Genomic DNA, 17,583 nt, shown 5'->3' on the forward strand with positions numbered 1-17,583 from the left:
GCTTTTCAGCCGATCGATGTGAGTGTTGCGTAGTCGTCGTTGTCGAGAACGCCGTCGACGACTGCGCGAACTTCCGAGGCGTGCAACGTGATCGAACCGCCGTGATTGTCGAGGAAGGCTGTGTCTGCGGCATCTCGGCCGGTCGAGATGCGCACAAGATTGCTGCGCGGCGCCAACTGCGTTGCATCGACCACGCGCCAGACGTGGTCGATATTGGCTTCGACTACGGCGTGAAAATCCATCGGATCGCAGCCCGGCGCGTAGACGGCCACCAGTCGAGCGGGAATCCCCACGGCGCGCAGCAGTGAGATGGTCAGGTGCGAGTAGTCGCGGCACACTCCGGCGCCGGCGAGCAAGGTGTCTACCGCACTGTCGGTGCCGCGACTGGTGCCGGGAACATAACTCAAATGTGTACTCACCCAGCGAGTGACTTCGAGGAGGAGTTCGGCCGGGGGAGTGGCGAGATCGAATTGCCCGGCGACAAAACCGAAGAACTTGTCGGCCTCGGCATACCGGCTGGGGCGCAGATATTTCGACACGTCGTAGTCGCTGACCGACAACGGTTCTGCGCGGCCGATGACGGTTGCGTCGTAGCTGGCAATCAGTTTGCCTGGGGCACAGTCGAGTAGGTGGATCCGGGTACCGTGTTCGGCGGTGATCTCGCGGGGTTCGAGCGGATTGCCGTCATGGACGAACGACATCGTTTCCAGCAGTTCGACACCCGGCGCGCGCGTCACCGCGATCTTGAACTCCAGGTTGGTCGCCTCGTCGATCTCGATGTCGAGCAGGGCGGCGACGGTACGTTTCATCGGGCCATCTTTACACCGAATACGGACACCCACCACCTGGGAGGATTGTGACGTGCGATCAGGCTTCGGGATAGTCGACGTCGACGCCGCTGCTGAGGTCGCTGCACTCCACCAACTCGACCCCGTGTTCGCGTAGGTAGGTGCTGGCGCCGCCGTCCCCGGTGAGTGACTTTGCAAGCGTCGGCCAGTGGTCGCGTCCGATCAGGACGGGATGGCCGGGTCTTCCGTGAAAGACAGCTCTTCGCAGTATGTTTCGTGATGGGGAGCTGTGACCCACGATCCGCGTCACGGTGTCGGCGTTGAGGTCCGGGACGTCGACCAGAGAGATCGCTGCCGCATCTGCGTCGTCGATTCGCATGGCGGCCTCGAGTCCGCAGCGCAGTGACGCGCTCATTCCGTGTTGCCAATCCGATATCACCACAATGACATCGGTGGTGGGCAGTAGTTCGAGGGCGTCCTCTGCCTGCGCGCCGAGGACCACGATGACCGGTGAGAGGCCTGCGGACTGCAGTGTCGTCACCCCGTGGTGGAGCCAAGACTGACCCTCGGTGTTTGTGACGAGCGCTTTGGGTTTGCCCATGCGGGATCCGGCCCCGGCCGCCAGCAGGATCCCGCACGTAGACATGACTATGCTCCGGTGACCCGCGGACGCAGCCACTCGATCAGATCGTTCAGAACTTCTTCCTGCTCAGGCTCGTTGAAGATCTCGTGGTACAGGCCGTCGTACACCTTCAAGGTGACATCCGAAGAGCCGGCCAGATCTGCGACGAGCTTGCTGCCGGCCGGGTCCGTCAAACGGTCGTCCGAGCCGTGTTGAAGCAGTACGGGAATGGTGAGCGAGGGCAGCCGCGCCGGGAAGCCTTCCGCGGCGGTGATCATGCCGCGCGCGATGCCGGCGGGAACCTTGCCGTGGTGAACCAGCGGGTCGGCGTTGTACTTGTCGACGACCTTCTGATCACGCGATACGGCAGCAGCTTCCAGGTTCTCGACGGGCACGTCCGGGAGGTATTTGCCGACGATCTTGCCCAGCTGCATCACGATCTTCGGAGTGCCGGTTGCGATGATCACCGCAGGTCCGGACAGGGCGAGGGCTTTGAGATCGGCCTGATGGTCGAGGGCGTAGGAAAGGGCGATCGCGCCGCCCATGCTGTGCCCGAGCAGGAACTTGTCCTTGCCGGGATGTGCCGCCGTCACGATCGAGAACAACGTGTGGACGTCGTCGGTGAAGTCGGAGAATTCCTTGAGGTGAACGCGCTTGCCGCCAGAGCGTCCGTGCCCGCGATGGTCGGGTGCGTACACGATGAGCCCGAGTTCCCCGAGTCGCGCAGCCACGTGGTCGTAGCGCCTCGCATGTTCGCCGAGTCCGTGGCACAGGACGAGAACCCCGGTGGGTTCGCGGTCCGGTGTCCACACGTCGTAGACGATCTTGGTGCCGGCCACTCCGGTGAACGACGACTCTTCGTGCTGCATTGTTGCGCCCTCTCTGCGACCGGTTCCGGTACGCGGATTCTCACATGCTATTCGCCGCGTGCGCAGGGCGCGGGTGTTCAGGGTGTGAGGTCGTCGAGGAAAATTCGACACTTGTTTGTTACGTCTGGTTACATTAACTTAGGGGCGTGACCGGACAAACCGTTGATCGTTCCGACCCTGTTCCCGCCACCCGCTCGCGCCGATTGTGGCGACCCGCGGTTCGGGCCTTGCTGGACGGCGCGCTACCGCTGATCGACAAGCGAATGGCGGAATCGGTACGCCCGTTCGATCGGCCCGACATGATGCGTCCGCACCTGGCTTCGCGGAAGTTCGCGTGGACGCACTACGGGATCTTCGTTCCCCGGCTGCCAGGGCCTCTCCGTTACCTCAACACCATGACGTTGATCGGTGCAACCGGGACGGTGGTGTTCGACAACGACTATCTCGCTGCACCAGACGCGCGAAACACCGCAACCGTGCTGAGTTCCACCGCAGCGCCGGGCCATCACTTCTACCGGGCGTACGACGCTGCCGATGAGTGTGCATTCGAAGAAGATGGTTCGCGAATCGCCTTCGGTGACAACCTGATCATCGAGAACAGCTATCCGAACTTCCGTGTCACCGGGCGATACGACTCATTCGACGTCGATCTCGAGATCGTGGCAACGGACCAAGCGTCGTGGTTCGTGCGTAATCCCGTCTACGACCACGTCAGTCTGCTGGCAGAGTGCTCCGGAACAATTGCGAGTCCGGATGGACCGATGAGTATTTCGGCTCCGTGCACCGTCGAGTACGCGCGGTGCATGACACCGCAATCGTTGACTCGCCGCGCGCTTCCCGAGTCGTGGAAGCTCCCGGCCGACTTTTTCACCTACCAGATCGTTCAACTGGACGACCGGCATCAGTTGTTGCTCAACGATGTTCGAGCGTCAGGGGTTACGGCGTGCAAGCTCGCCTACATTCGGACTGTCGACGGTAGTGCGAAGGTCTTCGACGACGTCGAGTTCGACGTGCTCGAGTACGCCGACGCATTGCACGTCGACCCACAGGGTCGCGAGATGCGTGTGCCGCGCGTACTGCGTTGGCAGGTACGCGATCACGGCAGGACGGTCGTGGAGTTCGAGGCCGAGATCGACTCGGAGTGGCGCTACGGTCACGGCAAGGGATACGTCGGCGCGTACACCTACCGGGGAAGCTTCGACGGTGCGTCGATCAACGGCACCGGTTACATCGAATGGGTGGACTGCGAAGTGTAAGGCCCCTAGGGTGTATCGGTGCCTTTCGTAGACCCCGCCGCGCTGACGATTCGTCCGCAGAAGATCCTTGTCGCGGGGACTTCCGGTGCCGGAAAGACGACTCTCGCCGGTCGAATCGGGCGGCTTCTCGAGATCGAACACACTGAGCTGGACTCGCTGTTCCACGGGCCCGACTGGATTCCGCTCGACAGTTTCGAAACCGAAGTACGACGCTTTTCCAGCGAGCCGGCCTGGGTGACCGAGTGGCAGTACGGTGCGGTGCGTGAGCTTCTGGCCGAGCGTGCGGACCTGATGCTGTGGTTGGATCTGCCTCGGCGGACGGTGATGCGCCAGGTGATCACACGAACCGTGCGTCGGCGATTGCATCGAGAGGTGTTGTGGAATCGCAACATGGAGCCGCCACTGCACACCATTCTGTTCGATCCGGATCATGTGGTGCGCTGGGCCTGGCGAAGCGACGGACGCAACGTCGGGCGTATGGCCACGGTCCTTGTCGATGTGCCGTCGTTGCCGATAGTTCGGCTTCGCAGTCGAGAAGAGATCGAGGCTGTGCTCGAAGTCCTCAGCCGTCTGCCCTCAGATCGTTTGAGCTAGGCGAAATCCCAGGTCGTCGATTGCAAACGTCGGATGGCTTCGCCTCCTTACGGTAGCGCCGCAACCGCGCTCGCTTTCGGCCCAACTGCCGCCGCGAAAGATCCGGTACGTGCCGTAGACCTCGGGGTCGTAGAGATCCCAGCACCATTCCCAGACATTGCCGATCATGTCGTACAGGCCCCAGTTGTTGGGTGCCTTCGTTCCGACGGGACGAGCCCTACCCTCTGAATTGTCGCTGTACCAAGCAATCTCGTCGATCTCGCCGTAGCGGTAGCCGGAGGTGCCGGCCTTGCATGCGTACTGCCACTCGGCCTCGGTGGCGAGCCGGTAGCCAGTTGCGCCCCGGTCCCACTGCGGAGAATCGGTGTCGACGTCTCGATATGCGGGTGTCAGACCGTCCGCGACCGAAAGTGCGTTGCAGGTTGCGATGGCGTCCTTCCATGAAAGGTTGACCGCTGGTTTGCTCGAATCGTCCGACGAATCTCCGTGAAGCAGCGCCCTGGTGGTGAGATGGCGTGCGAGGCGGAAGGATTCGACTTTCGAGGTCCACGCAGTACCTTTGCGGTCGTCCCGAAGGTGCACCTCGCCGGCAGGGATCTCGATCATCAACTCCGCTGCTCCGGTCATTCGTTCATCATCGCAGAGGTTGTCGCTCACCCGGGGAGACGCTCGAACGCTGCTTGTGGATCAAGGCCGGTGCGCATGCGCCATGCGGTCAGCGCAAGCCCGAGGCAGACCACCTGTGCTGGATCGTCGAGGGAAACACCCATCAGCTTCTCGATACGCGTGAGCCGTGCATAAAGCGACTGACGCCGAATGCCGAGGAAATCCGCGGTTCTCGCCTTGCCGCCCCGATGTGCGAGGTACGCGTCGAGCGTTCGGACGAGATCGGCGGAATGTGCTGTGTCGTATGCGATCAGCGAGCCGAGTTGCTCGGTTACGAACATGGACAGCGAAGCGGGAGTCGTTCCGGCGGCGAGCAGTCGCTGGACGCCGACGTCCCTCGCGAGGATCACTCCGGTCCGGGTGCCGAAGCGCCGCGCGATCTGGACGACTTCGCGAGCTTGCGCGACCGCCGCCCCGACGCCCGACAGGTCCGCGACCGGCGTCGCCACTCCGAGCGTGCGTACCGCGGAACCGCCCGGCCCGCGGCGTAGCAGTTCGTCGGCTTCGGTGAACTCAGTCCGCACTCGAGCGGGGGATGCGGACGCCCACCCGTGCGCAAGCACGACGACGTGATTGGCCGCAGTCCCGACGACACAGGAGCCGAATACGGCCCGCACGGCGTCGCGTACTTGGTCAGCGAGCTCTCGAACCGGCGTTTGCCGATCGACGTCGACAGCGGCGACGAGGACATGGTGCCCCTCCGACAACGGCGTCCACCCTGCCGCTGTCAGTCGCTCGGACAAGTCGCCGTGCGATGTGAGCACACCGCCCACCACGTCGGTGATCACCGATTGGGCGAGTGACTGTCTTGGGCCGAGATCGCCGTGACGGCCGAGTTCCAGAGCTACCGCGACGGCGGCGCAGTTTGCGACGGCGGTTCGGCGTGTGGTTGCCGGCCCGCACAGGACAAGTCGACCGAGTGAGTTCGTCGGGCCGCGTACGTCGTGGATAGTGCGTTCGGTCTCGGATCGCTCTGCGCCGGTTGTGCTGCGCTCGACGGTTCTGCCATCCGCGTCGAGCAGATCGACGCCGCACCCCGCGAGTCGTGACACTTTGTCGAGCAGCGCAGTCATGCCCTGGCCTGCAACCACGAGACTCAGAAGTTCTTGCCAGACAGGCTCGCCCGCTTGCGCCGAACCGAGAGTGCGGCGGAGCATGAGGTCGTGAAAGTCTTCGACCATCCGCTCGAAGGGCACTACTGCGTGCAGGGCCAAGAACGCGAGTCCCCGTCGGCGCGAAGCTTCGACGAGTTCGGGAGGGGCCGTGAGGAACGAGCGCCCGACTTCCATCGCGAGTGCGACGCATCCCGCGTCCGCCAATTGGTCGATGTAGGCGGTGAGCTGCTCGGGAGATCGCCCGTGCAGACCGAGGCCCGTGGTCAGAAGGACCTCACCTCCGGACAGCAGCCCACCCATCTCGTACACCTCGGACGAATGGACCCAGCGGACCACCGCGGTATCGACGTCGCCCGCGAGCACCTCGATTGCGGCGGCCTTGAACGAGGGCATCGCAAGAACTTGTCGCAGAGTCGGGAGCATTTCTATATCGTCCGCCGAGGGGGCACTTCGTCATAGAGCTAGTTCTGCCGAACTGACAGGTTGTCCCTTGTCGGGCTGTTACCACCGTGGTCGGATTGTGACACGAGCCACAATCGACGATTTTGGTCAGACTCCAGGAGCGCACATGAATCATCCGGCACACACCGATGAGTATTTTCTCGGACTTGCGATCGAACAGGCGAAGATCGGTTGGGAGGAGGGCGGCGTGCCGATCGGCGCGGCGCTGATTCACCGGGGCGAGGTTCTCGCAGTCGGACGTAACCGTCGGGTCCAGATGAACAGCGCCATCCGTCATGGAGAGACCGACTGCATCGAGCGCGCCGGACGACTGCCGGCCTCGGTGTATCGCGAGTGTGTCCTCTACACGACTTTGTCGCCGTGCTTCATGTGCGCCGGAACGGCTCGCCTGTACGAGATCCCTCGAATCGTGGTCGGCGAAAATCGTTCCTTCGAGGCATCGGAGGAATGGTTGCGCAGCAGCGGAATTCAGGTCGACGTCGTCGACGACGCGGAGTGTGTGGCACTGATGGACCGCATGCTGGCCGAGCGCCCGAGCCTGTGGCTCGAAGACATCGGCGAAGTTGTATGAGCAGCGCCGTCGAACCTGCCACGGTCGCAGGCGATTCGGAGAGCGCAGGCCCCCCGGTCGATCCAGACTATCCCGTCACTCCGGTACCGCTTCATGCACGAAAGCCGTTCTTCTCGCTCGCGGTGGTGTTGTTGGGGTTCACCATCTTCACGCCGACGATGTTGGCCGGAGCAGCGCTCGGTACCGCGTTCTCGTTCTGGAAACTGATGGTGGTGATCGCCGCCGGATCCGCCATCTTGGGGGTTTACGTCGCCATGATGGGGTTCGTCGGAGCTCGAACCGGACTGACCACAGTTGTGATGGCGCGTTACAGTTTCGGCACTCGCGGGTCCAAGCTCGCTTCGATCCTGCTGGGCGGTACTCAGATCGGCTGGTACGGCGTCATCATCGGCACGATCGGCGATCTCACCGCCCAGGCGCTGGGCTGGGATTCCTACCTCGCCAGGGCGTCGGTGATGATCGCGGCGAGCATCTTGATGTGCGTCACCGCCTGCTACGGCTACCGCGGAATGTATTGGGTCTCGCTCGTCTCGACGCCCTTGATCCTGGCGTTGGCCTGCTGGGTCGTGTTCAGGTCCCTCGAAGAGGTCGGTGGATTCTCCGGCCTGGTCTCGGTTCAACCGCAGACGACCATGACGATCGCGCTCGCAATCACCACTGTCGTCGGCACGTTCGTATCGGCGGGAACGCAAGCGCCCAACTGGACCAGGTTTGCCCGTTCCGGATCACAAGCGGTGTGGGCCTGCGTTATCGGGTTCCTCCTCGGAAACGGATTGATGATCCTGTTCGGCGCCATCGGAGCCATCACGTTCCACGAGGGTGACTTCGTGTTGATCCTCTACAACCTCGGGCTTGTCGGCTGGGGTCTGGTCTTGCTGTTCGGAAACCTCTGGAAGAGCAACGCAGACACCGCATACGCATTCGGAGTGGCCGGTGCCGAGCTGTTCAGAAAGCCCCGCAAGACCCCGTTCGTCATCGGTGGATGTGTGATCGGCACGGCGCTCGCTCTGACCGGTGTGCACAACCATCTGGTCGACTACCTGAGCCTGCTCGGAACTTTCATCCCGCCGTTGGGCGGCGTGATCATCGCTGACTTCCTGTGCCGGTGGCGGCGAGGCATACCCGAGGGGTACACCCCGCAGCCGGTCCACTGGCGAAACCTGGCCGTCTATGCCGTCGCAGCGTTCCTCGCTTGGCTTTCCGGTGAGTTCGAGGTGGGAATCCCGCCGCTGATCGGCATCGTCGTAGCAATTGCTCTGACGATGTTCCTGCACCGGGTGTTTGGCAACAGCTCGGCAGATCGGGAGGTCTCGACCTCCACCGTCTGAATCGTGCTTCAGGCACCAGCGAGCCCCCGGCGGTATCGACCGCGCCGGGGGCTCGCGTACTTGATGGAAAGGGCAGACGCTTCCGTCTCAACCGTCATCGCAGAACAGGCAGGTACGGTGCCTCGATTCCCTGCTCTTCGAACGCAGTCAGCGCCGAGCGCGCAAATGCGCGCTGGACTGCCCATTGGCGCCCAGGCTTGACCTGCGCCGTCACTCGAATGGTAATCGCCTCGGCAGTAACCGAATTGACTCCCAGCATCTCCGGCTTGTCGATCATGTCCGCCCTGATCGGTTCGGACTCCGCCGCCTCGAGGACAGCTCGCGTCGCCACCTCACACGCTTTGTGCACGTTCGCATTGTGGGCGATCGGGAGATCGAGAACTGCAGTGGCGTAACCCTGACTCATGTTGCCCACTCGCAGGATTTCGCCGTTGCGGCAGTACCACAAGGTGCCGTTGACATCTCGAATCGTGGTGACGCGCAGGCCCACTGTTTCGACGGTGCCGACCGCGTCGCCGAGATCAACGACGTCGCCGACACCGTACTGATCCTCGAGCAACATGAAGATGCCGGAGAGGAAGTCACGCACCAGGTTTTGTGCACCGAAACCGATGGCAAGGCCGATGACTCCTGCGGATGCGATGAACGGCGCGACGTTGATCCCGAGGATGCCGAGAATCTGCAGCACACACCAGACCAGGATGACGATGGACACCGTCGATTTGAGTACCGAACCGATGGTCCGGGCTCGCTGCGATCTGCGCTCGTTCACCTTGGCGTTCGGAGACTTGCGAGGCTTCGACATTCGATCGATCCCGCGGTGCAGTGCGAAGCGCAGAACGACTGCGAGTGCCACGTAGATCGCGATCTCGACGGGTCGGTGAATCAACCAGTCTCGGTTGGTATCGGTCAGTTCCCATGCTTGTATTTCGGAAATCATCTCCATGCAGTCTACGGATTCGGGCCGATCCGGGCATCGGTGCAGCGCAGACGGTCCAAAGCCGAACAGGCAGCTAGGCTTACGTCATGGCTGCGTTCACTGGCATACCCGTTGCTGCACTCGATTTCTACGAAGACCTGGAAGCCGACAACAGCAAGACCTGGTGGGCAGCGCACAAGGAGACGTACGACGAAGTGGTTCGTCGTCCGATGGCGTCGTTGACCGCGGCGTTGGAGGACGAATTCGGCACGGCCAAGCTCTTTCGGCCGTATCGTGACGTTCGATTCTCGAAGGACAAGATCCCGTACAAGACGCACCAGGGAGCGTTCGTCGGTCTCGCCGAGAGCTGTGGCTACTACGTGCAGATCGACGCGGCAGGGTTGATGGTGGCCGGTGGTTTCTACGCCAGCAGTTCGGAGACCATCGCGCGTTATCGTGCGGCTGTCGACGACGACGTTCGAGGGCCGGAGCTCGAGAAGATCCTGGCCTCCGTCGAGAAGGCCGGATTCACGATCGGCGGCGACAAGCTCAAGACGGCGCCTCGCGGATACACGGTCGATCACCCGCGGATCGAATTGCTGCGTCACAAGTCGCTGACTGCTGGTCGTAGTTACCCAAGCCCGTCGTGGCTGGACAGCGCCAGGACATTGAAGGAAGTTCGCACAGCGTGGCGCGCACTGACGCCTTTGGTCGAATGGTCCGGACAGGTGCTCGGACCGAACTGACCGTCCGACAGAAAAGTGTGACGTAGCCGTAGGAGAGTTCACCTCGAGTTCATCAAAACTCGAGACGCCTGGGGCTAGCGTGGTGTGTGTAACCGAAAGTTTCGGCCCCGCTTCGAGTCGCAGCGCCGCAGTTCGAAGCCATTTTCTCTCGATCGACATCGTGAACAACCCGTGTCAGTGGAGACCATCATGGCTATGTTTCTCGCTCTCGTCCTGATCATCTCGGTCCTCGGAATCGTCGGCACCTACCTCGCGTTCAGTGCGGTCTACTTCGTCGAGATGCGCAAACTCGACAAGTAAGGGGTGCGAATTGGCCTGATTCGACTATTTCTGGGCCGATCGCGACGACCCTCCCTGCGTACGCTGTTAGGGCATCCTTATCCGCTCGCAACAGTGGATGATTCATTTCTTTTGGAGGTTCGACACGCATGCCCGCTCAATCCACGCTCTTGCTTCCCGAGGGCTACTCCGACAACCGCCTCGTTTCGGACCTCACACGTCGGCAGTTCTGCTTCGGTGCCGGAATCGCCGGGCTGGGCGCGTTCCTGGCGGCCTGCGGTGACAGCGGGAGCAGTTCGGGTGAAACCGAAATGCGTTCTGTGACGACACCTCTCGGAACGTACGACATTCCTGTCAATCCGAAGAGGGTTGTCGCGATCGACTCGCGGCTCGATCTGGAACCTGCTGTAGCGCTGGAACTTCCGCTCGTCGGCTACGCGTACGCCCAGGCGACACCGTGGGTGCCTATCGATTCGTCGGTACCGTTCCTGTCGGAGATCCCCAACCGCGAGCAGATCTTGGCGCTCGAGCCCGACCTGATCGTGTGCCTGAACTACGAGAGCGAGTGGTGGCCGGTGGCCGAGATGTCCACCATCGCACCGGTTCTGACGACAGAGTTCACCGACGACTGGCGCACAAACCTCTCGCGGTTGTCGGGCTGGCTCGGTCGAACGGCCACACTCGATCGATTGACGCTCGACTACGACAATCTGATTTCCGACATCCGCAGTCGTCATGCCGAGAAGATTGCGTCCAAGACCGTCGCCAGTGTCTCGTTCATGCCGGACACGAACACGCTGTACGTCACGAGCATCCGTACCTCCGAGAAGGGCGACAAGCCCAGCGACATGACGCTCGGCGACATCGGTGGCAAAACCGCCACCTCGGAGGGGCTCGATCCCGAGGGCGGCGTCAGCCTCGAAGGCCTCGACGTGCTGGCCGGCGTCGACGGCTTCATGATCACCGAGAACGAGGACAGTGCCGCGTACCAGGCATTGGTGGCGAGCAAGCTGTGGCAGCGACTCCCGGCAGTGCAGGCGGGCAACGTCACCAGTCTGGGTGGCTCTACGTTCTACGGTTCGATCTACACGATTTCGTACGTGGCACAGGGTTGGGATGCCCTGTACAACAAGATCAGCTGAAGCCTCTGCCGACCGGACCGATGAGTTTCGGTAGCGCGGGCGGTCTAATCAGGTAGGCATTGACCAGACCTGAGGAGATCGACGTGCAAACAGAGCAATCCCCTGCGGTAGTGCAATCCCGCGACGGTACGACCATCGCATACGAACGCTCCGGTGCCGGACCAGCAGTGGTCCTGGTCGCCGGAGCGTTCTGCGACCGCGGATGGTTCGATTCCCTGGCTGCAGAGTTGGCGGCGGACTTCACGGTGTATTCGTACGACAGGCGCGGACGCGGGGACAGCGGTGACAGTCGCGCGTTCTCGATCGACGCCGAGGTGGAGGACTTGCGGGCGGTCGTCGCTGCCACCGGTGAAACACCGCTCGTTTACGGATTGTCGTCGGGTGCCGCGCTGGCTTTGGAGGCCGCTGCGCAGGCCGTTCCGATGCGTAAGCTCGCCGTCTACGAGGCGCCGTACATGGACGACGACCAGCGTGACGAGACTGCCCAAAGTGACCTGGAGCGATTGATTGCGGGCGGCGACAGGGAAGGTGCTGTGACGCGTTTTCTGGATCTGACCGGCGCGTCTCCGGAGATGGTCGACGAGATCAAGCGGAGTGCCGATTGGCCCGACATGTGCGCCATCGCGCACACCTTGCCTTACGACGTCGCGGTGTGTGATCACGGCTGCGAGTCGCTCGATTGGCTGGCCTCGATTACCGTCCCCACGTTGGTCATGTACGGCGGTGACAGTGGTCAATGGGCGCCTGCTTCGGCAATGCGAATTACCGCACAAGTCTCGGGGACAAAGACTTTGGAGATCCCCGGTCAGGGCCACGGCGTCGCCGACGACGCTATTGTCCCGGCTCTGCGTGAATTCTTTTCCGGCTGAGCACTGGGCGGCGAAAACGATCGTCAACCTAGGGTTGACGTTTTCGATTGCGTCAACCTATGGTTGACGCATGAGTAAACCAGTGGAAATGACCAACAAGGTTCGACTCGACGACCTCATCGACGCGATCAAGAAGGTGCACACCGACGCGCTCGACCAACTTTCCGACGCCGTGATTGCCGCTGATCATCTCGGTGAAGTTGCAGATCACCTGATCGGCCACTTCGTCGACCAGGCGCGTAGGTCGGGAGCGTCGTGGACGGAGATCGGCGCGAGCATGGGTGTCTCGAAGCAGGCTGCGCAGAAGCGTTTTGTTCCCAAGGCGCCGAGTGATCAGAAGCCGATGGATCCGAACGAAGGGTTCAACCGGTTCACTCCCCGGGCGAAGAACGTCGTCATGGCCTCGCAGAACGAAGCCCGCGCCGCCGGTAACGCAGAGATCCGGCCGGAGCACCTGCTCCTGGGGCTCGTCGAGGAGCCTGCCGGGTTGGCTGCGAAGGCGATAGTGGCGCAGGGGGTGGAGCTCGGATCCGTCCGAGCTGCAGTGGCCGGTGTACTACCGGCTCCGACTTCCGAACTACCAGAACTCATTCCGTACGACGCTCGTGCGCGCAAGGTCCTGGAACTGACGTTCCGTGAGGCTCTTCGCCTGGGCCACAACTACATCGGAACCGAGCACATCCTGCTCGCACTGCTCGAACTCGAAGACGGATCAGGTGTTCTGGCTGATCTCGGAATCTCGAAGTCGGTGGCGGAGTCGAACATCGTTGGAGCGTTGGCTGTCATTCAGGATCAGTGATTCAGAGGTGAATCCGATGCAGAAGAGGGCCGCACCCTTGCGGGTGCGGCCCTCTTCTTGTGTCACTGATCAGACAGCGCGCACATTGGTGGCCTGAGGACCCTTCTGGCCCTGGCCAACCTCGAACTCCACACGCTGGTTCTCGTCGAGCGACTTGTAGCCGTTGCCCGAGATTTCAGAGTAATGAACGAACACGTCCGGTGTTCCGTCGTCGGGAGCGATGAAACCAAAGCCCTTTTCGCCGTTGAACCACTTCACGATGCCCTGTGCCATACCGATACTCCCTACAAACTCGATCCGGGCCCTCACATCGAAGTCCCGATCTCGATATGTCTATCCTCCCACGCCGCGCAAGTCGAACGGTGGGCGACGTGCAGAAAGCGAGTTGTCAGGACTATCGGAGGTGGCTGCGCTACTGATCCTCGACGCTGGTTCTGACCAATTCACGGAAAGCGAGGACCAGTGGTTCGCGTGCCCGTCCGCGGCGATAGATCAGGGAGAACGGTGCCTGATATCCGAAGGAGGCGGGCAAGAGTGGGCGCAATCGTTGCTGGTCGACCCAGTATCCGGCGTAGTGCTCGGGCAAATATCCGATGTATCCGCCCGAGAGGATCAGAATGAGTTGCGCCTCCATGTTCTCGACGGTGGCCGATCTCTCGGTGAATCCTTGGCGAGCCAACTCGGCTTCGCTCCAATAACCCCTGGTGACCATTCGTTGACGGGTGATGACGTCCGGGTGCACCCGCTTGCTCGAGAAGAGCGGATGTTTGTCGCTGCAGTAGAGCCAGTGCTGCTCGCGGTGTAGAGCCTGCGCTGTCAGGCCGTTCATGGGCGAGGCGAACGCTCCGATCGCCACGTCGATGCGGTCGTCGAGAACGCCTACCTGAAGCTCGTGCGGAGTTTGGATTTTGAGGTCGAGATAGACACCGGGGTGTGTTCGGCTGAATTCACCGATGACGTCGGCGAGCGGGAGCGTCGAATCCGTGACAGTCGAATCCAGTACCCCGACGGTCATCGTTCCCCGAAGTTCGCCTTGGAGTGCGGTGGCATACCGCTCGAACCCCTCCAGCTCGCCGAGGATGCGGACGCATTCCTGGTGGTAGAGCTCGCCCTTGCTGGTCAGGCTGAACCCACTGCGACCGCGGTGGCACAGGACGATGCCGAGTTGGCGTTCGAGTTGGCTCATGTAGGTGCTGATCGCCGAGGCGGACAGTCCTAGATCCTGCTGTGCCGGCGCGAAGCCCTGATGGCGCACCACGGAGGTGAAGATCCGAAGCAGTTTCAGATCGGGAAGTGTGCTGCGCATCGGGTACCTCGGCAGAGTCGAGAACAGATACATCAGAAATTTCTGAAGTGATTATTTGTATCAAGTGATTTATTTCACGTCAATCGTCTTCTACGGTTTCCTCAGGCGGTCTGACGAGACCGGCGTCTGCTCTCGGACCTGCTGGTACTTCACGAAGGAATCGTCACCATGGACATAGCCATAATCCTGACCTACCTGGCCGCAATGCTGGCTTTCGGTTGGTGGGGCAAACGCCGCGCGAGCAACTCCAGTGAGTACCTCGTCGCCGGTCGAAGGCTCGGTGGAGTTCTCTACACGAGCACGATGGCCGCCGTCGTCATCGGCGGAGCGTCGACGGTCGGCGGTGTCGGCCTCGGCTACAAATACGGAATCTCCGGTATGTGGTTGGTTGTCTCCATCGCCGCTGGTGTGCTCCTGCTGAGTTTGTTGTTCGCCTCCCGGATTCAGCGTCTGAAGGTGTACACGGTTTCGGGAATGCTGAAGTTGCGCTACGGAATCGACGCAACCGGCGCGTCCGGCATCGTGATGATGGCCTACACGTTGATGCTCACCGTCACGTCCACCATCGCCTACGCCACTATCTTCAACGTGCTCTTCGGTTTCGACCGGACGCTCTCCGTAGTCCTCGGTGGATTGATCGTCGTCGCGTACTCCGCGATGGGGGGCATGTGGTCGATCACGCTGACCGACGTTGTTCAGTTCGTCATCAAGACGATCGGAATCTTCTTCCTCCTGCTCCCGTTCACCTGGTCGAAAGCGGGTGGGTACGACGGGATCAAGGAGCGTGTGGGCGACGCAGCGTTCTCACTCGGCACTATCGGCACCGGCACGATCATCACCTTCTTCGTCGTGTACACGCTCGGAATCCTTATCGGGCAGGACATCTGGCAGCGCGTGTTCACGGCCAAGTCGCCCGAAGTTGCGCGCTGGGGCGGCGTCGCTGCGGGCGTTTACTGCCTGCTTTACGGTGTGGCAGGTGCGCTGATCGGTCTGGCGGCTTCGGCTCTGATGCCCGACATCGGTTCGTCCGACGACGTCTACGCCGACGTCGCCGTTCACGTTCTCCCGATCGGTCTCAGCGGAATTGTGCTGGCAGCCGCCGTCGCAGCGATGATGTCGACCGCTTCCGGCGCACTGATCGCCACTGCCACAGTGGCTCGGCAAGACGTCTTGCCTCTCGTCTCGAAGATCTTCGGGCGTACACAGCCTGGCCTGGATACGTCCGATCCGGAAGCAGATGTGCGCGGAAACCGCCTGTACGTCATCGTGATCGGCCTCGTCAGTATCGTTCTCGCTGCTCTGATCAACGACATCGTCGCGGCGCTCACGATTGCGTACGACATCCTCGTGGGTGGCCTGCTCGTCCCCATCCTCGGTGGTCTGGTGTGGAAGAGGGCCACCGGAACCGCGGCAATGGCTTCGATGGCGGTGGGAACGGCGGCGACTCTGATCACGATGTTCGTCGTCGGCGACGTGCTGGCCAACGAACCGGTGTACGTCGGTCTGGTGAGTGCACTCGTTGTCTTCGTTGCGCTGAGTCTGACCACGGCGCCGACTCCGCCCGCGGTGATGAAGATCTGGAACGAGCGAGTTTCCGGAAAGGACACGGAGACGGCCGAACCGGAAGTTGCCCCGATAGCCTGAAGGTCGGTGCGTGCAGGAGTGCACGCCACAAGGAGGTAGATCGTGCCCAAGGTCGTTGATCACGACGAGCGACGGTTGGTGCTGGCCGACGCTGTTCTCAGCCTGATTGCCCGCGAGGGTATCTCGGCGGTGACCACCAGGGCGGTTGCCGAGGAGAGTGGATGGTCGACCGGAGTGTTGAACCACTACTTCAATTCTCGGCACGAACTTCTCCTTGCCGCACTGCGCCGGGCCGCGGACATCCAAGGTGATCAGTATCAGGTCATCCTGGATCAGGCAGACAACTCGGCGCTCGAAAAGTTGCGGGGAATCACCGCCAGTGTCTTGCCGCTCGACGATCGACGCCTGGCGATGACGCGCGTGTTCCTCTTCTTCTACGCCGAAGGCGCACAGGAAGAGAAGGCTCGCAGTGAGATCGCGGGCTTTCTCGCTCGGTGGCGCCGGATCGTTCGCGAGACGGTTCTGGAGGCGCAACAGGAGGGATCGGTGCCGGCAGATGTCGACCCCGACCTCGTGACGATCAGGTTGGTCGGACTCACCGACGGCCTTGCCATGCAGTCGATTCTTGATCCCTTCATGATGGACGCCATTCGGGCTCCCGGCGCGGTGGCCCGAGGCGTCGACGCAGTCTTGCAAGCGATATCCGCGGAGGCTCGGACGTGACGGATCGAATCGTGGTGCTCGACGATTTCATCGACCTCGGCACTCTGCGAGAAACTCTCGGCGCCGCCGGGATCGACGTCGGCGTCGAGTTCAGTTCCGAGATCCCGAGCGGCGCAGGCATAATCGCGCTACTGGTGGGGCCGGAGACTGTAGGGCTCGACGCACATCATCTCGACTCCTTGCCGGATCTGCGTCTCCTCGCGGCCACCTCGGCCGGGTTCGATCACCTGCCGGTGGGCGCGGCGAATGATCGGGGCGTCACCGTCACTCGCGCGGTCGACTACTGCACCGAGGAGGTGGCCGATCATGCGCTGGCGTCGATCCTGTCCTTGCTGCGCTCCATCGGTCCGCTTGATGCCGCAGTGCATCAAGGTCGTTGGAGTGTCGTGGAGTATCCGCCACGTCGGATTGCAGGAACAGTTCTGGGCCTCTATGGATTCGGACTGATCGCTCAGGCACTTGCCAGCCGTGCAGCAGCGCTGGGGATGACGGTCTTGGCAGCGGGGCGTTCGCTCTCGGCCGGAGCGCCCGGCGTCGAGGTCGTGGAGTGGGACGAGATTCTGCGCCGATCGGACGTGTTGAGCGTGCATGTTCCGTTGACTGCGGAGACCGCAGGCCTCGTGAACGCTCAGGCTTTGGCGTCGATGAAGCCGGGATCGTTCCTGGTCAACGTCTCGCGCGGAGGCCTCGTCGATCACGAAGCGCTCGGAAGTGCTTTGCGTAGCGGCAGATTGGCCGGCGCTGCGGTCGACGTGCTACCGGCAGAACCGCCGACTGCTGATGATCCGATACTGCAGATTCCGAACCTGACGATCACTCCTCATGCCGCCTGGTATTCGTCGGCGGTCTCGGGGACCCTGGCCAGGCAGTCCGCACTCAACGTCGTTGCGGTGCTGACGGGAAAGTCCCCGGTGGGCGTTGTAGCCGCACCGGGGTCCTGAGGGG

At 62.1% G+C, this 17,583-nt stretch carries 19 protein-coding genes; 11 read left to right on the plus strand and 8 right to left on the minus strand.

Annotated features, from left to right (window positions below; genetic code table 11):
- Positions 1–5: 5 nt before the first annotated feature.
- From RhoBH5_RS16990 to RhoBH5_RS17000, 3 genes are read right to left on the minus strand one after another with little or no spacing between them, the layout of a single operon-like run.
- Positions 6–809 carry a transglutaminase-like domain-containing protein gene (locus tag RhoBH5_RS16990; protein ID WP_270008559.1) on the minus strand — a complete coding sequence of 268 codons (804 nt, stop codon included), beginning with the start codon at positions 807–809 and terminating at the stop codon, positions 6–8.
- A gap of 58 nt (positions 810–867) precedes the next feature.
- Positions 868–1,434, minus strand: a complete 567-nt coding sequence (locus tag RhoBH5_RS16995; protein WP_270008560.1) for a nucleotidyltransferase family protein — start codon at positions 1,432–1,434, stop codon at positions 868–870.
- Positions 1,435–1,436: 2 nt separating this feature from the next.
- A complete protein-coding gene (locus RhoBH5_RS17000; RefSeq protein ID WP_019745522.1) occupies positions 1,437–2,279 on the minus strand; it encodes an alpha/beta hydrolase in 843 nt (280 codons plus the stop codon).
- 146 nt (positions 2,280–2,425) lie between these two features.
- Here RhoBH5_RS17000 and RhoBH5_RS17005 point away from each other — a divergent pair, with 146 nt between their 5' ends.
- A complete protein-coding gene (locus tag RhoBH5_RS17005; RefSeq protein WP_270008561.1) occupies positions 2,426–3,535 on the plus strand; it encodes a DUF6670 family protein in 1,110 nt (369 codons plus the stop codon).
- Between the two features lie 18 nt (positions 3,536–3,553).
- Complete coding sequence (locus RhoBH5_RS17010) at positions 3,554–4,129, plus strand: AAA family ATPase (RefSeq protein WP_270008562.1); 576 nt, start codon at positions 3,554–3,556, stop codon at positions 4,127–4,129.
- Here the strand turns inward: RhoBH5_RS17010 and RhoBH5_RS17015 are convergent.
- Both RhoBH5_RS17015 and RhoBH5_RS17020 read right to left on the minus strand, forming a co-directional pair.
- Positions 4,112–4,756: a formylglycine-generating enzyme family protein gene (locus tag RhoBH5_RS17015; RefSeq protein WP_030536540.1), complete on the minus strand. Its 645-nt coding sequence runs from the start codon at positions 4,754–4,756 to the stop codon at positions 4,112–4,114. The genes RhoBH5_RS17010 and RhoBH5_RS17015 overlap by 18 nt on opposite strands.
- A gap of 26 nt (positions 4,757–4,782) precedes the next feature.
- Positions 4,783–6,303 (minus strand): PucR family transcriptional regulator, encoded by a 1,521-nt coding sequence (locus tag RhoBH5_RS17020; protein ID WP_270008563.1) that lies wholly within the window; start codon positions 6,301–6,303, stop codon positions 4,783–4,785.
- A gap of 175 nt (positions 6,304–6,478) precedes the next feature.
- Between RhoBH5_RS17020 and RhoBH5_RS17025 the strand changes: the two genes are divergently transcribed.
- Positions 6,479–6,943 (plus strand): nucleoside deaminase, encoded by a 465-nt coding sequence (locus RhoBH5_RS17025; RefSeq protein ID WP_003940577.1) that lies wholly within the window; start codon positions 6,479–6,481, stop codon positions 6,941–6,943.
- A complete protein-coding gene (codB, locus tag RhoBH5_RS17030; protein ID WP_058037944.1) occupies positions 6,940–8,271 on the plus strand; it encodes a cytosine permease in 1,332 nt (443 codons plus the stop codon). The genes RhoBH5_RS17025 and codB overlap by 4 nt, the downstream gene beginning before the upstream one ends.
- A gap of 94 nt (positions 8,272–8,365) precedes the next feature.
- On the opposite strand, the gene RhoBH5_RS17035 is transcribed toward codB, so the two are convergent.
- On the minus strand, positions 8,366–9,217 hold the full coding sequence (locus RhoBH5_RS17035) for a mechanosensitive ion channel family protein (RefSeq protein WP_007729990.1): 852 nt from the start codon (positions 9,215–9,217) through the stop codon (positions 8,366–8,368).
- A gap of 80 nt (positions 9,218–9,297) precedes the next feature.
- Between RhoBH5_RS17035 and RhoBH5_RS17040 the strand changes: the two genes are divergently transcribed.
- The 4 genes from RhoBH5_RS17040 to RhoBH5_RS17055 all read left to right on the plus strand — a co-directional run bounded on the left by RhoBH5_RS17040 (position 9,298) and on the right by RhoBH5_RS17055 (position 13,025).
- Entirely contained in the window at positions 9,298–9,936 is a 639-nt protein-coding gene (locus tag RhoBH5_RS17040; protein ID WP_003939783.1) for a DUF2461 domain-containing protein, read from the plus strand.
- 428 nt (positions 9,937–10,364) lie between these two features.
- Positions 10,365–11,357: an ABC transporter substrate-binding protein gene (locus RhoBH5_RS17045; RefSeq protein WP_270008564.1), complete on the plus strand. Its 993-nt coding sequence runs from the start codon at positions 10,365–10,367 to the stop codon at positions 11,355–11,357.
- Between the two features lie 83 nt (positions 11,358–11,440).
- Positions 11,441–12,226, plus strand: coding sequence for an alpha/beta fold hydrolase (locus RhoBH5_RS17050; RefSeq protein ID WP_270008565.1), 786 nt, complete (start codon positions 11,441–11,443; stop codon positions 12,224–12,226).
- A 70-nt stretch (positions 12,227–12,296) separates the two neighbouring features.
- The gene (locus tag RhoBH5_RS17055) at positions 12,297–13,025 is read left to right on the plus strand and encodes a Clp protease N-terminal domain-containing protein (RefSeq protein WP_081558480.1); all 729 of its coding nucleotides are present in this window, start codon (positions 12,297–12,299) and stop codon (positions 13,023–13,025) included.
- A gap of 69 nt (positions 13,026–13,094) precedes the next feature.
- Here RhoBH5_RS17055 and RhoBH5_RS17060 read toward each other — a convergent pair whose 3' ends face one another.
- Together RhoBH5_RS17060 and RhoBH5_RS17065 are read right to left on the minus strand one after the other, a co-directional pair.
- Positions 13,095–13,298, minus strand: a complete 204-nt coding sequence (locus RhoBH5_RS17060; protein ID WP_003939930.1) for a cold-shock protein — start codon at positions 13,296–13,298, stop codon at positions 13,095–13,097.
- A 139-nt stretch (positions 13,299–13,437) separates the two neighbouring features.
- Positions 13,438–14,331 carry a LysR family transcriptional regulator gene (locus RhoBH5_RS17065; protein WP_003939834.1) on the minus strand — a complete coding sequence of 298 codons (894 nt, stop codon included), beginning with the start codon at positions 14,329–14,331 and terminating at the stop codon, positions 13,438–13,440.
- 168 nt (positions 14,332–14,499) lie between these two features.
- Between RhoBH5_RS17065 and RhoBH5_RS17070 the strand changes: the two genes are divergently transcribed.
- Genes RhoBH5_RS17070 through RhoBH5_RS17080 form a run of 3 tightly spaced genes read left to right on the plus strand, consistent with a single transcriptional unit; the run spans position 14,500 to position 17,579 of the window.
- Positions 14,500–15,975, plus strand: coding sequence for a sodium:solute symporter (locus RhoBH5_RS17070; RefSeq protein ID WP_003940304.1), 1,476 nt, complete (start codon positions 14,500–14,502; stop codon positions 15,973–15,975).
- Positions 15,976–16,017: 42 nt separating this feature from the next.
- Entirely contained in the window at positions 16,018–16,638 is a 621-nt protein-coding gene (locus tag RhoBH5_RS17075; RefSeq protein WP_065351461.1) for a TetR/AcrR family transcriptional regulator, read from the plus strand.
- Entirely contained in the window at positions 16,635–17,579 is a 945-nt protein-coding gene (locus RhoBH5_RS17080) for a C-terminal binding protein (protein WP_270008567.1), read from the plus strand. The genes RhoBH5_RS17075 and RhoBH5_RS17080 overlap by 4 nt, the downstream gene beginning before the upstream one ends.
- Positions 17,580–17,583: the final 4 nt, after the last annotated feature.

Origin of the sequence: Rhodococcus sp. BH5 (genome assembly GCF_027583855.1) — a bacterium.
Lineage (GTDB): Bacteria > Actinomycetota > Actinomycetes > Mycobacteriales > Mycobacteriaceae > Rhodococcus_F > Rhodococcus_F qingshengii.

What these genes read in the sequence shown, in the direction of transcription:
- RhoBH5_RS16990 (WP_270008559.1), bottom strand. Translation starts at nt 809, where the DNA reads ATGAAACGTACCGTCGCCGCCCTGCTCGACATCGAGATCGACGAGGCG.
- RhoBH5_RS16995 (WP_270008560.1), bottom strand. Translation starts at nt 1,434, where the DNA reads ATGTCTACGTGCGGGATCCTGCTGGCGGCCGGGGCCGGATCCCGCATG.
- RhoBH5_RS17000 (WP_019745522.1), bottom strand. Translation starts at nt 2,279, where the DNA reads ATGCAGCACGAAGAGTCGTCGTTCACCGGAGTGGCCGGCACCAAGATC.
- RhoBH5_RS17015 (WP_030536540.1), bottom strand. Translation starts at nt 4,756, where the DNA reads ATGACCGGAGCAGCGGAGTTGATGATCGAGATCCCTGCCGGCGAGGTG.
- RhoBH5_RS17020 (WP_270008563.1), bottom strand. Translation starts at nt 6,303, where the DNA reads ATGCCCTCGTTCAAGGCCGCCGCAATCGAGGTGCTCGCGGGCGACGTC.
- RhoBH5_RS17025 (WP_003940577.1), top strand. Translation starts at nt 6,479, where the DNA reads ATGAATCATCCGGCACACACCGATGAGTATTTTCTCGGACTTGCGATC.
- codB (WP_058037944.1), top strand. Translation starts at nt 6,940, where the DNA reads ATGAGCAGCGCCGTCGAACCTGCCACGGTCGCAGGCGATTCGGAGAGC.
- RhoBH5_RS17035 (WP_007729990.1), bottom strand. Translation starts at nt 9,217, where the DNA reads ATGGAGATGATTTCCGAAATACAAGCATGGGAACTGACCGATACCAAC.
- RhoBH5_RS17040 (WP_003939783.1), top strand. Translation starts at nt 9,298, where the DNA reads ATGGCTGCGTTCACTGGCATACCCGTTGCTGCACTCGATTTCTACGAA.
- RhoBH5_RS17045 (WP_270008564.1), top strand. Translation starts at nt 10,365, where the DNA reads ATGCCCGCTCAATCCACGCTCTTGCTTCCCGAGGGCTACTCCGACAAC.
- RhoBH5_RS17055 (WP_081558480.1), top strand. Translation starts at nt 12,297, where the DNA reads ATGAGTAAACCAGTGGAAATGACCAACAAGGTTCGACTCGACGACCTC.
- RhoBH5_RS17060 (WP_003939930.1), bottom strand. Translation starts at nt 13,298, where the DNA reads ATGGCACAGGGCATCGTGAAGTGGTTCAACGGCGAAAAGGGCTTTGGT.
- RhoBH5_RS17065 (WP_003939834.1), bottom strand. Translation starts at nt 14,331, where the DNA reads ATGCGCAGCACACTTCCCGATCTGAAACTGCTTCGGATCTTCACCTCC.
- RhoBH5_RS17070 (WP_003940304.1), top strand. Translation starts at nt 14,500, where the DNA reads ATGGACATAGCCATAATCCTGACCTACCTGGCCGCAATGCTGGCTTTC.